The organism is Treponema putidum, from assembly GCF_024401155.1.
Taxonomy (GTDB): Bacteria; Spirochaetota; Spirochaetia; order Treponematales; family Treponemataceae; genus Treponema_B; species Treponema_B putidum.
The window spans coordinates 974277-987473 of the sequence record NZ_CP038804.1 but is presented as its reverse complement, the minus strand read 5'-3'; the positions used below and the strand labels follow the sequence as shown (position 1 = coordinate 987473).

The following is a 13197-nucleotide window of genomic DNA, read 5'->3' as shown; positions in this document are numbered from 1 at the left end:
ATTGGAGGCTCATGTGGTGGTTAGTTGCTGTTTTAAGCGGTATATTTTTATTCTTATTTTTAAAAAAATCATGGAAAGAAAATTCGGAAGGAGTTAAATTAAATGACGGAACTGCTGCAGAAGATAAAGCCTTAGATGATATAGTCGAAATGGAAGATGCTTTTTTTGAAGCTGTCCAATCGAGAAAAAAGGCAGTCAAATTTATGCACTTATTCTATCAAGAAGACTTGATGATGATAAAATCATTATTTCAAAGTGAACATATTCCATACCGTGTTGAAAACGAACATGTAGCTTCGGTTCTTGTAGGATACGGCGTTACCGGCTTTAACCACACCGATTTTTATATTCTTCGTGAAGATTACGATGATGCGTTTAAAATTGTAAAAGAATATGCCGAAAATAAGCGTTTATCCGGAAAGGTTTCAGGTATGGCTGATAAGATGGGAGCTGTAATTACCGTTTTATTTGCATCAAGTTTTATACCCGATAAACACGAAACATCAGGTATAGTGGTTTTTAAGCTTGAAGAAAATTAATTTTTTAAACTTAAAAATGATTAATTAAGTTCTTTTATTTTTTTTAAAAGGGATGCAGCCTGATAATTTTTAGGATTTAATTCTAAGGCGTAGCCTAAGACACTTATAGCCCTGTCATAAGCCTTTCTTTCATAGAAGATTAAGGCAACCTCATAGTGAAGCATACTTTGTCTTTTTTTATCCTGCGTCATTGATGCGGCAAGGCTATAAGCATTTATAGCCTCTTCGGTTTTTCCTGACATATAATACATGTAGGCGGAATTTACCGTAGAAGCATAAGCATAGGCAGGAACTTGTGCAGAAGCAGCAAAAGAATAAATAGCACTTTCAAAGTCCCCGCTTAAGGCCGAATTTATACCTTCATAAAAAGAATCTTCATATCTTTTGCCTATTGCACTAATGCTAAGACAAGCATTAAAATCTCCCGATTGAGCAAAATACCATTTTGCATATTCTCTTATAATGGGTTCCTTGCCGTATTTTTCAAGAATCGTCCACATATCGGCCTTGCCCCTTGCTTTGGAAGCATAGGATTTATCCATTATTTGATTGTATCTAAATTCTTCCAAAATAAACCTAGAATCAAAATCAGGAATTTCCATTGCTCTTTTTAAAAGCTCTTTAGGAGCATAAGTCATTTTAGGAGAAGTAAAATATGTTTCCTCCATCTTCATTGAATAAAACCCCTTAGATTCAAGATAGGCTGTAAGTTCATCTTGCGAATTTAACTCACGTAAGGCAATATCTTCCCTTACATAACGGGCAATCACAGGGTAAAAGTTAGGATATAAATCTATACATTCTATTAAAAGGTCTACACGCTCTTTTTCGTCAGGAGCGGTCAGAGCCAAATCATAAAATACTATGGGAGAGGCTTCGGGACTTCTGTCGGCAGCAGCCTGCCAAAAAGCCCTAGCCCTTTCCGTATCACCTTGACCGAAGGCTGCATCGGCCGCAAGCATCAAGTGAAGACGGGCCTTTTCAGCCGTTTTACCCTCACCGCCGTCCTTATCCGCATAAACAAGAGAAAAATACAAATCACCAAAAATAGAATCGAAAACACCGAGGTCATAAACAATACAGCTCCAAAAAAAAGGATGTTCGGGAGCGGTATCTTGAGGAATATCATAGCGTAAGGATGAAGCTTCCCTTAAACGCCCTTTAGCAGCCAAAACAATGGCCGCATTTTTTAAAAAAACTTGATTTTTTGTTTTATCATAAGCCGCTTTTAAAAGACTAAAATCGGAATTAAAAGCATTCAATGCAATATCCGACAAAATTGAGGCTTCGGCCCCCAAGGAAGCATAAGGCGTATTTTTTAATTTTTCACAATAAGGCAAGGCTTCAGCCGGCTTATCTGAATCAATAAGAATAGAAGTTAATAATGCCGGAAGCTCTACAGCGTCAGGGAAATTTTTTATACCTGTTTGAAGAGAAATTAAGGCATCTGGAACGGAATTAAGTTTTAATTGCCGTTTGACAATACTTATATAATTTGTAGAATTTACGGCCTTTTTTTGCAGGCGTTTTAAACTCTTCAAAGCCTTAGCCTGACGGCCTTCCGCTATTTGAACATCAATATTGGAAAGCTCTTCAAAAAAAGCTTGTTCATTAGTTTTGCCCGAACAAGAAAAAAATAAAAAAACTATAAAAAGAAAAAAAACAATCTTTTGCCGCTGCATTTTCAAATTTTAAGACTTATTTTTAATACTGTCAAGTACCGCATTTACAAATTTATAAGAATCATCGGTTCCAAAATCTTTTGCTAAATTTATAGCTTCATCTATTACAATCGGCGAAGGGGTATCTTTTTGATAAAGAAAGGAATAAACGCTCAATCTTAAAATAGCCTTATCAACGGAATTAAGCCGATCTATAACCCAGTTATCCAGATTTTCCTGAATTACCCTGTCAATTTCGGTTATATTTTCGATTGTTCCTAAAACCATCATTCTAGGAAAAATATATTTATCAGATTCAAGCCCTGACTCTACTTTTTCGTTTTGCTGCCAAGAAAATGTCAATAAATCATCGAGGACGGTCCCCCCCATATCCCAAGCAACAAGAGCTTGAAAAGCGAGAATCCGTCCTCTTCTTCTGCCTATACTCATCAGAACCTATTTATTACCACGTAAGAAGTTTATCAAGCTCCGCATCCGTTTTTAAGATTTTACAATTATCATCGGTGCGCAAACGTGTATATGTATCTTGAATAATCGATTGAACTGCATTTAAGGCCAGTCCTTGAGATAGGAGGCTTTTTATCTGATCATAAAGAGTAACCGTAGAAGATGGATCAGGGACATCACTTAAAGTCAAAATTTTCGCATCAAGTTTTTCGGTTATAACAAAAAACTGCCTGCTATCGGCCCTCTCTTGAATATCGAATATATAGTTTACATCTTTTGAAAAAATTTCCATTAAGGCTTCCGTAGATGCATTTAAAAACTGAGCTCCCTCTGCTGTTTTAGGTATGTAGCCTTCTTGAGCAACATAATTACCCGATTCGGCATTCTTTTTGATGTTAGCAATCTCTTTTATATTCTTTTTTACCTTGTTATATAATTCATTAATTTTATCAATTTCTTCCTTGTCTTTGCCTTCTTTTTTAACGGCAACAAAAAGCATTTTCACCATATCTGGACGCACTAATTCGCCCTTTTTCATTTCATAATATGCACGTATTTGAGCATCGGTAGGAGTTGCCATTCTTACAATTTCTGCTTGATTTTTTGAAGTTATATAATTTTGGATTATCAAGTTGTCTTTTATAATCTTTTTTATTTCTTCTACATTATTACCCGTCAGCTTTTTTATAAACTCATCAAGAGAAATATTTTCTTGTTGCTTGATCAGCTTTGTGAATTCACTCTCTGTTATAGGATATTTTACTATTGAGGAAAGGGCTTCATTAAAAGCTGCATCTACTTGAGAATTCGTAACCTTGATATTTTCCTTTTCGGCAGCTTGAACTAAAAGCTTGGTTCTCATCAAGCTTTCCAAAACAAGTTTTTTATCGCTATTTGTAGCTACATTTCCGCCTTGAGATTCGGCAAATTTTACAAGCTTTTTAAGCTGCCCCAGAGTGATAGGTTCCTTTTTTGACAGGTTTACCTGCGCAATTACCTGTAAATCATTTTGGGCAGTCAAAAGCCCTAAAAACCCAACCAACATAACTACAATAAATACTTTCTTTTTCATTTTTCCCTCGTCTATTCCGTCGTAAACACGGATTATATTTTCAAAGAAGGCAAAGCCGAACTTTGCCATATTAACAAATTCTACGGCAATAAGTTACATTTAACTTGCCTTGCTATAGGTTACATTTAATGTTCAAGTACAGCCCTTATACGCCTAACCCCAGAAGAAGAAGACTGTTCTTTTTTAATAGAAAAACGGCCTAAAGAACCGGTTCTTTCAACATGAGGACCTCCGCATACTTCTATTGAAAAATCTCCTATTTTGTATACTTTAACAATATCTTCATATTTTTCGCCAAAAAGAGCCATAGCACCTATTTTTTTTGCCTCTTCCAACGGCATAACTTCCATAGTTACAGGCAAATCGGCCTTAATAGCCTCATTTACAAGCCTTTCAACCTCTTTTTTTTCGACCTCTGTCATGGGCTCAGGATGCGAAAAATCGAAACGGAGCCTTTCAGCTGTTATATTCGAGCCCTTTTGATGAACATGATCGCCTAGAACCATTCTTAAAGCCTTGTGCAACAGGTGGGTAGCCGTATGATAGGCCGTTGTCTGTTCGGAATGATCGGCAAGCCCGCCCTTAAATACCTGTTCGCTTCCTGCCCTTGATAGCTCCTGATGCTTTTTAAAAGCTTCATCGAATTCTTCTCTATTTACGGTTAAACCGGATTCGGAGGCAAGTTCTTCCGTTAGTTCTATAGGAAAGCCGTAGGTATCATAGAGTTTAAAGGCCATTCTTCCCGGAATAATCTTTTTAGGATTTTTTAAAAGGTTCGGAAGCATTTTTTCGAATTCTGCCTCGCCTTTTTTTAAGGTTTCAAGGAATTTATCCTCTTCGGCCTTAAGTTCCGTTAAAATTAGGGTTTCGTTTTCTTTTAGTTCGGTATAAAAGCCTGCATTTTGAGCAATGACAGCAGAAGCAGGAACGGATAAAAAGTTGCCGTCTATGCCGAGTTTTTTGCCGTGCCTTACCGCCCGCCTGATAAGCCTTCTTAAAACATAGCCTGCCCCTATATTTGACGGAAGCGTAGTTTTAGGGTCTCCTAAGATAAAGCAGGCCGTTCTGATATGGTCGGCAATAATTCTGATAGATATATCGGTTTTTTCGTTATCACCGTATTTTACGCCGCTTATGTCTTCGATAGATTTTATAATTGAGGTAAAGGCTTCGGTATTATAGACGGAAGGTTTTCCTTGAAGCATGGCGACTGTTCGCTCGACTCCCATTCCCGTATCTACGCATTTTCTTTTTAATGGAGAATAAGAGCCGTCTTTGTTTTTATTGTATTGCATAAAAACATTGTTCCATATCTCTACATATTTGCCGCAGTTACAGCCGGGGCGGCAATTTGAACCGCAGGCAGGTTTTCCCGTATCTATAAAAATTTCCGTATCGGGACCGCATGGGCCTGTTTCACCGGCAGGGCCCCACCAGTTATCTTCTTTTGGTAAAAAGAAAATTCTATCCTTGGAAACGCCCAAACTTTCCCAAATAGAAGCCGATTCTTCATCACGGGGAGCATCTTCATTTCCTTCAAAGACCGTAAAGGAAAGTTTATCTATAGGAATCCCTAAATATTTTTCGTCCGTTAAAAATTCGAAGCTATAGGCGATTGATTCTTTTTTAAAATAATCTCCTAAAGACCAATTTCCAAGCATTTCAAAAAAAGTCAAGTGAGAAGCATCCCCGACATCATCTATATCGCCCGTACGCACACATTTTTGCACATCGGTTAAACGGGTTCCCGCAGGATGAGGTTCTCCCATCAAATATGGGACAAGAGGATGCATACCGGCAGTCGTAAATAAAACCGTGGGGTCATTTTCAGGAATAAGAGACCTCCCCGAAATTTCCACATGCCCCTTGCTTTTAAAAAAGTCTATATATTTTGAGCGCAGTTCATCAATCGTAATATTTTTATTCATAGGGAAACATTTTAAGGAATAAAAAAGAAATTGTCAATTACCTTTTGATTGATATTTGATTGATTTTTTGTCAGAGCATTTATTTTACAATGTACTAAAACCATACAAGGGAGGCAAAGAGCTTGCCGAAAATCGGCAAGCTATGCAAAGACAATTTATTTTCTTGATATAGCCTCTACTTTTGAGTGAAGGTCAAAGAGGACGAGGTTTAAAATAAGGATTGCTTAGGTTTGATTATGATTTTATCGTCTTTTAGGTATACAACCTTATTATTATATATACCGCCTATATAAGACATGCCATTTATTACTATACAAGAGATTAATGAGTTTTCTTTTAATATTTTATAGGCTAACACATTACCATCAGGTGAAAATTTCATATCCAACACATTATTATACGGACCGAATTCTTTGTTGTCATATACTAAATAAACACCAGAGCCGTTTGTATATGAATAAGCAATACTCTTAGCGTATTTTGAAAAAACAAGGTCAGCGACATCTTTATATGGTCCTATTTTTTGATTGCCATTGAATACATAAACTTGATTATTTATTTTTGCTATATAAGCTAAACTAGTATTATCAGATAAAAAAAACGACCGATAAGCTTTATCGTAAGAACCGAATTTATTTTTTTCAGTCAATATATGATAACGACCATTTTCTTTATTAGTATAAGTTAAATCTTTACCATCATGTGAAAATTTCACACCGAAAATGAATTCAGCTTCATTTATACGCTTAGTTTTATCAGTAGAAAGTGAAGATATAAATAAGACTGATTTTTTATCAATATCTGTCGTAAATGCAATATTTTTATCATCCGGAGAAAAAACTAAATTATAGGCTCCTGTTTTTATCGGTATGAATCTACCGCCGACAAAAAGAAAATTTTTGTCATCTTTTTTTACCGAATAAGCCAATTTTTTACCATCGTGAGAAAATTGCAAAAGTGAAAAACCATCGTCGGCATATAGGTAAACATCAGAAGCTTCATACATCATCCATAATTCATCATCATATCCTATACGATATTTACCATCAGTCTTTGCAACATATGCTATATGGTTACCATCAGGAGAAATTTTTAACGATCTTATATCTTCATAAGGGCCGATATTTTTTCCATTAAACAGTATATAATATTCTATCGGAGAAACCTTAATAATATATGCTGTCTCATAATTGTTGTTTTTAATATCGGGTAGTCCATTATCCAAAATACTTGTATACTCTTGTCCATCAGATATAATAGACCATGTATTTTTATAAAAATTATTTTCATAAACTATAGAACCAAAAAGAGTTTCGTCTATAAAAAAATTATATGGACCAAATTCTTTTGTTTCCCCTTTTGAATCAGTAAAAACACAAAAAAATTTAGCATCTTTATTTTCCGCTACTTTATATACATACCATACTTTATTATTATTTCCTATACCGATACTAACAATATCCTTTCCGGAAACATCAATACTAAAACTCTTTTCTTTACATCCAATACTTAATACCAGACATAAACCAACCAAACAAGATAAAATAATTTTTTTCATTTTATACCTCCGTTTGCTGTAATTATAAAAATTAAATTCAACATATTCTTTTTAATTTTATTCAAAACCGTCCTTAGTCCCCTCATCTTCAATAAAGAACCGGATCATCATACAGAATATACAAGGAACCATGAAAACAAGACTTCCTACAATCCCTTCCAAGTTGTTCCACCCTTTTTCATGAATAAAATAAATAGCAATGATAGACAATATAATACTTACAACTAATTTTATTGCAGAACTAATCTTGTTAAAATGCCTATTATCGGAAAAAATAAAAAGCAGTCCTATTAAGCCTCCTAAGATCATCAGCATAATTCCAATCATCGAAAGACTATAGTAAAACAAGACAAACCCTATAAATATTACTATCTCTTGTATTATAAAACGAGGATTTTTTATTTTCATTTTTTTACCGCCTATTTTAACTGTTTAGATTGCTATGACAATAGCGGCATTTTATTGCAGCTTTTTTTATTTCCTCACCGCAAAAAGGACATAATTTGTTTTCTTCTTGTTTTTCTACAACAGCATATTCTATCTTTTGTACAGATACATCATTTTGTATTTGAGGTTCCTGCAATGAGGCATTGCAAAACCGGCATTTAATAGCGGATTTCTTTATATTTTCTCCGCAGTAAGGACATGATTTATATTCTCCTTCATTTTGAACAGGAATTGAAACTTGAGGTGTTACAACATTTACTATTGAAGAATAATTATTATCTTGCTGATTTCCAGTTTTAAAAACTAAAACAGCACCTTCCAAACTTGCAGCAGATACACTTCCTTCAATACTGTAGCCTTTGCTTATTAGCCTGGCTTTTACCCATCCGTTTCCGGCAGCACCGAAAACTATCGGCATAATTAAATTGAACATAAATAGAGCAACACCTGCATCAACAGCATCTATATTAAACGGAAGTATAAACTTAACAAAAATTTCGATTAAAATCCCAATAATTGCAGGGGCAGGTAATTTTTTATAACAAGCCCACATCCAAGTTAAAAAAAACGCAGGCCAAGACCAACCGTTTTTTACGGCAACACAATCCCCAATGGGATTAACATAAATAGAATAATTTTTCATTATAACTCCTTATTTAATGAATTTGTATTTTCTAAATCACTTCCGCAATATCTGCATTTTATTGCAATTTTTTTAATTTCCTCACCGCAGTAAGGACATAATTTATATTCGCTTTCCTTTATTTCTTCGGTAACAGGAACATTCTGTACTGTTATGCTTTCTTTCATTTCTGTCTTTTCAGGTACAAGACTTGTGTTGCAATGATTACATACAAGTGCATTTTTTTCTATTTTTTCGCAGCAAAAAGGACATTCTTTATATTCTACGGCAGGAGAGTTTACATCAAGTGTTTTATTAACTACAAAAGATTGATTCACATTTTGCTTTGTAGATTCATCACTTGAGTTATTTTTTCTAAATTCCAAAATAGCTGTATTTTCATCTTCTGCCAAAACCATACAGTTAAAATTATAACCACTGTTTAAATAAGTTTTCTTAATCCATAAATTTCCGCTGAATCCGAAAATAACCGGTAAACTTACAATTGAAATTAAGCATATTAAATCTCGAATTTCGAAAACTTTCTCTGAAATATGGGGAGCTAAGTTTATATAAATAATCACAGGAATAACTTTAATCAATAGCATTATACCAAGTATGAATGATATGGAATTTATAATATTTCCAAAAGAAAATTTATTTTTATAAACTGAGCTTTTTTCTAAAATTATTTCTTGTTTTTTTAAAAAAACAATTAAAATTACAATATAAAGCGTAAAGATAAGACTACTCATATATATATCTTCATTAACACCTAGATGCATATTAAATTTTGCATTAAAAAAATGGTGTAACCAATGATAGTTCGCAAATAGAATAAAATCTATAAAACCTAATACAATATAAATAGGAGATAAAGATTCATAGGTAGCCCAAAATCCTCGTAAAAAAAACGCAGGCCAAGACCAACCGTTTTTTACGGCAACACAATCCCCTATGGGATTAACATAAATAGAATAATTTTTCATTATAACTCCTTATTTAATGAATTTGTATTTTCTAAATCACTTCCGCAATATCTACACTTTATTGCAATTTTTTTAATTTCCTCACCGCAGTAAGGACATAATTTATATTTGCTTTCCTTTATTTCTTCGGTAACAGGAATATTCTGTACTGCTATATTTTCCTGCTTTTCTGTCTTTTCAGGCACAAGACTTGCATTACAATAATTACAAACAAGGGCATTTTTTTCTATTTTTTCGCAGCAAAAAGGACATTCTTTATATTCTATGGTAGGAGGATTTTCATTAGGCTTATCTTCCGAATTTGAAGTATCAGGATTTTCTTCAGGAACCGCCTCATATTTACCGCTTTTAAAAAGGAGAATAGCCTGTTCTTTATTTTCTGCAAATATGGTTACTTCAAATTTATAACCTCTTTTTTGTAAATTAGATTTTATCAAAGTATTGCCTACAGAGCCAAAAAAAATGGAGGCAATCAAATTAAAAAATCCTATAAGAATCATTTTTCCGGCATTATCATATATACTATTATGTATATTATCATAAGTAACTATATAAATTATAACTTGGATTACAGTTATATAAAGCAAACAAATAATGGCTTGTTTGTATAACTTATTAATAAAAGCCCAAATCCATGTAAAGAAAAAAGCACCGGCTGAAAATTCTCCGGAAGAAACTTTAACTGCAACGCAATTTCCTAAACGATTAGTATATATATCAAATTTTTTCATAATGATATTCTCCTTATGTACATTGCTTATTTAAAAATAAGACGAAGAAACTTTCTTTGTGATACAACAACAAATAAAACAAATGCTTCCAACACTAATAAAACAACTTATGATAAAGCATATACAATCAAATATTTCAATATGATTATATGAATATAAATACATGAGCCACCCTGCATGAAAAATAAACAGCCCTATGTATAAAATTAAAAGAACAATTCCTATCATGATATTTATTTTAGAAACAGAAAATGGACCTCCGTTTGTTGAAAATAAGCATTTATCACATTTAGTTTCTTTTTTTAATGATAATTTACCAAATATCAATTCTTTAATGCTGTCGCCATATATATTTTTAATACTTTGATGGTCCCAGAAAACATCAATATCGCTTATTTTTGCAATACTATCCTCATATATTTCATACCACGCTTTAGAACCTTTTGCCATCATAATCCATAGAATGGAAAATATAATGCCTATAGCAGTAATTATTATCGGAATAAGACCAAACACCAGCATTGGAGCCGTACAGTCAAACGAATCCTTTTTTACAAATTGATATATAAAAATATCTTTAAAATATATTGCATATATGCTTGTTATTCCCATAATAAAAACTGCAAAAAAAATAGATCTATGCCATATATGTGCAAGTTCAATATCCCTGCCGCGCCATAAAAAATTATAAACATCCATTGCATTAGGTTTATCTTTTTCATTTTTCATAACTTACAAAACTCCTTTTATTTTATAAAATATAAGTTAACACATTTTTACAATAAATGATATTTTTAGCAATAAACATCATCATAAATCACAATCATCTTTCTATACCCTCCTCGTTTAATAATTCTATCAAAACACAAAAAGCCCGTACAAAATAAATTTGTACAGGCTTTTAAGTTAAAATAAATATACATAAAAACAACAAGCAAACAATTTTCAAGCTTGGTAAATATATGTCTTGTTTTAGTTGTCGAATAAAGATTTAAAGTAAAAGGATAACCCGAATTATTTAAGTTTATCGGGGCCAGGGGGGAGGTAAGAAAACTTAACATTATACCAGACTCATAAAATCTTGTCAATAGGTTATGAGCTGTTTTCTGAGAATTTTTTAAAAAAATATTTTTACCCCTTTTGTTCATTAAGGAAAATTATAACTTAAAACCTTAAACTTGTCAATCTTAAAAAACTAAAAATTTTTACAAAACAAAATATGGTTCAAACTTCCCTAATCCAAAATCATGGTAAAGATTTTTTACGGCAATGCCGAATAGAAAGGTACTGGAGAAAATCTGATGAAAAAAATTATTTTTATTTTTACAATTCTTTTTGCGGTTTTTACAAGCCTATATTCGGAAGAAACAAAGCCCGAATTTGAGGTTACTCTTAATATTACCAACATCGAAACTATCGAAGGAAAGCTATTTTTGAGTATCTATCAAGATGCACAATCTTTTAAGAAAAAAGAGCCTTTAAAGACGGTAAGCATTCAAATAGACGGTAAGGATATGACAATAACGGAAAAACTTCCTCAGGGAGAATATGTTTTTTTTGTTTATCAAGACATTAACGAAAACGACAAGCTGGATAGAAACTTTTTAGGCATGCCTAAGGAACCCGTAGGATACGGCAACCATAAGGGCGGAAGACCCGGAGGATTTAACAAGCTAAAAATAGAAATTAAAGAAGATAAAAGCATAGATATTAAACTTTTTAAAATTTAACGGCTTCTTTAGGCTAGATTTTAATCTTACTATCTGTTAAAATGCCCTCTCTTGAGAGGGATGTATGGATAGTGTAAAAAATTTAAAAAATAAGATTCCGCCTAACAATATAGAAGCTGAAAAGGCTGTTCTGGGAGCTATTTTGATCGATCCTGATGTCTTTACCTTTGTAAGGCCGATCTTAGATGCAGGGGCTTTTTATTCTCCCCAACACCAGAAGATATATAACGCTATTGCTGAATTAGACACACGCTCCCAAAAGGCAGATATTTTAATATTGACAGACTATCTCCGCTCTACAAATGAATTGGATTCTGTCGGAGGGGCAGGATACATAGCATCTTTGACGGATGAGGTTCCCAGCTCTGCCAATTTTGAATTCTATGCAAAGATGGTATTGGAAGCCGCAATAAGAAGAAACTTACTGAAGGTTTCAAATAAAATTTCTGCAGATGTCTTTGATGACAGCATATCAAGCCGAACAGTCTTGGAAGAAGCACAAAAGAGCATTTTTGATCTAACCGAAGCAGGAAATTCGGCTACTTTTAAATCCCTTGCAGAAGTTATAATGCCGACACTGGAAGTTTTAGAGAAAATGCATGAACGCAAGGGAGAATATACTGGAGTTCCATCAGGCTTCGCTAATTTAGACAATATGACCTACGGCTTTCAGAATTCAGAGTTCATTATCATAGGAGCCCGTCCTTCCGTAGGAAAAACAGCCCTTGCAATGACCATGGCAGCTCACATCGCTATTGATGAAAAAATCCCCACAGCCTTTTTTTCCCTTGAAATGTCGGATATGCAGCTGGTACAACGCTTGATAGCCTCCCGTTCCAAAATAAATTCCAATAGAATAAGGTCTGCAAACCTCACAGCACGGGATTTTACCAAGGTTTCGGAAACCTGCGGTGCCTTATATGAAGCGCCCTTTTATCTTGTAGATATGCCTAATATGAAGCTTTTGGATTTAAGGGCTATAGCCCGCCAGCTTTGCAGTCCTCCGTATAATGTCAGAATTATCTTCATAGACTACATTACGCTTATAACGGGCGAAAATGCTTCTATACAACAACGTCATGAACAGATTGCCGAAATTTCCAGATCTCTAAAAAGCCTTGCAAGAGAGCTGAATATTCCGGTAGTAGCCCTATCTCAGCTGACAAGAGATGCTGAAGGGAAAAAACCCGGCCTTGCCGATATAAGAGAGTCAGGTTCTCTTGAACAGGATGCGGATGTCGTTATGTTTTTACACCGTGAAAGAGTCGAAACAAGCGAAGATGAAGCAAAACCTATCCCTACCGAGCTTATTTTAGCAAAACAAAGGAACGGCCCCATAGGGACGGTTTCTCTTTTATTTTTGCCGCAATACACAACATTTGTTACGGAAGCCAAAGAAAAATGATTTACTAAATTCACTTAAAGATTTACTAAATTCACTTAAAATTATAA

At 33.9% G+C, this 13197-nt stretch carries 13 protein-coding genes; 3 read left to right on the top strand and 10 right to left on the bottom strand.

Going from position 1 to position 13197, the window contains the following annotated elements:
* The first annotated feature begins 11 nt into the window (after positions 1 to 11).
* Entirely contained in the window at positions 12 to 539 is a 528-nt protein-coding gene (locus tag E4N74_RS04690) for a putative signal transducing protein (protein ID WP_255806354.1), read from the top strand.
* Between the two features lie 20 nt (positions 540 to 559).
* On the opposite strand, the gene E4N74_RS04685 is transcribed toward E4N74_RS04690, so the two are convergent.
* The 10 genes from E4N74_RS04685 to E4N74_RS04640 form a co-directional block, all read right to left on the bottom strand.
* The gene (locus tag E4N74_RS04685; RefSeq protein ID WP_255806353.1) at positions 560 to 2221 is read right to left on the bottom strand and encodes a tetratricopeptide repeat protein; all 1662 of its coding nucleotides are present in this window, start codon (positions 2219 to 2221) and stop codon (positions 560 to 562) included.
* Between the two features lie 9 nt (positions 2222 to 2230).
* Entirely contained in the window at positions 2231 to 2650 is a 420-nt protein-coding gene (nusB, locus tag E4N74_RS04680; protein WP_255819104.1) for a transcription antitermination factor NusB, read from the bottom strand.
* A gap of 13 nt (positions 2651 to 2663) precedes the next feature.
* Entirely contained in the window at positions 2664 to 3740 is a 1077-nt protein-coding gene (locus E4N74_RS04675; RefSeq protein WP_044979801.1) for an MOSP complex formation periplasmic protein, TDE1658 family, read from the bottom strand.
* Between the two features lie 125 nt (positions 3741 to 3865).
* A complete protein-coding gene (locus E4N74_RS04670) occupies positions 3866 to 5668 on the bottom strand; it encodes an alanine--tRNA ligase (protein WP_255806351.1) in 1803 nt (600 codons plus the stop codon).
* 208 nt (positions 5669 to 5876) lie between these two features.
* Entirely contained in the window at positions 5877 to 7226 is a 1350-nt protein-coding gene (locus tag E4N74_RS04665) for a TolB family protein (protein ID WP_002669291.1), read from the bottom strand.
* Between the two features lie 57 nt (positions 7227 to 7283).
* Positions 7284 to 7634, bottom strand: a complete 351-nt coding sequence (locus E4N74_RS04660; RefSeq protein ID WP_255819103.1) for a hypothetical protein — start codon at positions 7632 to 7634, stop codon at positions 7284 to 7286.
* Between the two features lie 16 nt (positions 7635 to 7650).
* The gene (locus tag E4N74_RS04655) at positions 7651 to 8316 is read right to left on the bottom strand and encodes a DUF2628 domain-containing protein (RefSeq protein WP_255819101.1); all 666 of its coding nucleotides are present in this window, start codon (positions 8314 to 8316) and stop codon (positions 7651 to 7653) included.
* The gene (locus tag E4N74_RS04650; protein WP_255819099.1) at positions 8316 to 9284 is read right to left on the bottom strand and encodes a zinc ribbon domain-containing protein; all 969 of its coding nucleotides are present in this window, start codon (positions 9282 to 9284) and stop codon (positions 8316 to 8318) included. Before E4N74_RS04650 ends, E4N74_RS04655 begins: the two co-directional genes overlap by 1 nt.
* A complete protein-coding gene (locus E4N74_RS04645) occupies positions 9284 to 10015 on the bottom strand; it encodes a DUF2628 domain-containing protein (RefSeq protein WP_255819097.1) in 732 nt (243 codons plus the stop codon). The genes E4N74_RS04650 and E4N74_RS04645 overlap by 1 nt, the downstream gene beginning before the upstream one ends.
* 30 nt (positions 10016 to 10045) lie before the next feature.
* Positions 10046 to 10744: a RipA family octameric membrane protein gene (locus E4N74_RS04640; RefSeq protein WP_255819095.1), complete on the bottom strand. Its 699-nt coding sequence runs from the start codon at positions 10742 to 10744 to the stop codon at positions 10046 to 10048.
* A gap of 572 nt (positions 10745 to 11316) precedes the next feature.
* Here E4N74_RS04640 and E4N74_RS04635 point away from each other — a divergent pair.
* Together E4N74_RS04635 and dnaB are read left to right on the top strand one after the other, a co-directional pair.
* Positions 11317 to 11745: a DUF2141 domain-containing protein gene (locus E4N74_RS04635; RefSeq protein WP_255806341.1), complete on the top strand. Its 429-nt coding sequence runs from the start codon at positions 11317 to 11319 to the stop codon at positions 11743 to 11745.
* A gap of 64 nt (positions 11746 to 11809) precedes the next feature.
* Positions 11810 to 13150 carry a replicative DNA helicase gene (gene dnaB, locus E4N74_RS04630; protein ID WP_044979270.1) on the top strand — a complete coding sequence of 447 codons (1341 nt, stop codon included), beginning with the start codon at positions 11810 to 11812 and terminating at the stop codon, positions 13148 to 13150.
* The last annotated feature ends 47 nt before the right edge of the window (positions 13151 to 13197 follow it).

What these genes read in the sequence shown, in the direction of transcription:
- E4N74_RS04645 (WP_255819097.1), bottom strand. Translation starts at nt 10,015, where the DNA reads ATGAAAAAATTTGATATATATACTAATCGTTTAGGAAATTGCGTTGCA.
- E4N74_RS04640 (WP_255819095.1), bottom strand. Translation starts at nt 10,744, where the DNA reads ATGAAAAATGAAAAAGATAAACCTAATGCAATGGATGTTTATAATTTT.
- E4N74_RS04650 (WP_255819099.1), bottom strand. Translation starts at nt 9,284, where the DNA reads ATGAAAAATTATTCTATTTATGTTAATCCCATAGGGGATTGTGTTGCC.
- E4N74_RS04675 (WP_044979801.1), bottom strand. Translation starts at nt 3,740, where the DNA reads ATGAAAAAGAAAGTATTTATTGTAGTTATGTTGGTTGGGTTTTTAGGG.
- E4N74_RS04665 (WP_002669291.1), bottom strand. Translation starts at nt 7,226, where the DNA reads ATGAAAAAAATTATTTTATCTTGTTTGGTTGGTTTATGTCTGGTATTA.
- E4N74_RS04670 (WP_255806351.1), bottom strand. Translation starts at nt 5,668, where the DNA reads ATGAATAAAAATATTACGATTGATGAACTGCGCTCAAAATATATAGAC.
- E4N74_RS04655 (WP_255819101.1), bottom strand. Translation starts at nt 8,316, where the DNA reads ATGAAAAATTATTCTATTTATGTTAATCCCATTGGGGATTGTGTTGCC.
- E4N74_RS04660 (WP_255819103.1), bottom strand. Translation starts at nt 7,634, where the DNA reads ATGAAAATAAAAAATCCTCGTTTTATAATACAAGAGATAGTAATATTT.
- nusB (WP_255819104.1), bottom strand. Translation starts at nt 2,650, where the DNA reads ATGAGTATAGGCAGAAGAAGAGGACGGATTCTCGCTTTTCAAGCTCTT.
- E4N74_RS04685 (WP_255806353.1), bottom strand. Translation starts at nt 2,221, where the DNA reads ATGCAGCGGCAAAAGATTGTTTTTTTTCTTTTTATAGTTTTTTTATTT.
- dnaB (WP_044979270.1), top strand. Translation starts at nt 11,810, where the DNA reads ATGGATAGTGTAAAAAATTTAAAAAATAAGATTCCGCCTAACAATATA.
- E4N74_RS04690 (WP_255806354.1), top strand. Translation starts at nt 12, where the DNA reads ATGTGGTGGTTAGTTGCTGTTTTAAGCGGTATATTTTTATTCTTATTT.
- E4N74_RS04635 (WP_255806341.1), top strand. Translation starts at nt 11,317, where the DNA reads ATGAAAAAAATTATTTTTATTTTTACAATTCTTTTTGCGGTTTTTACA.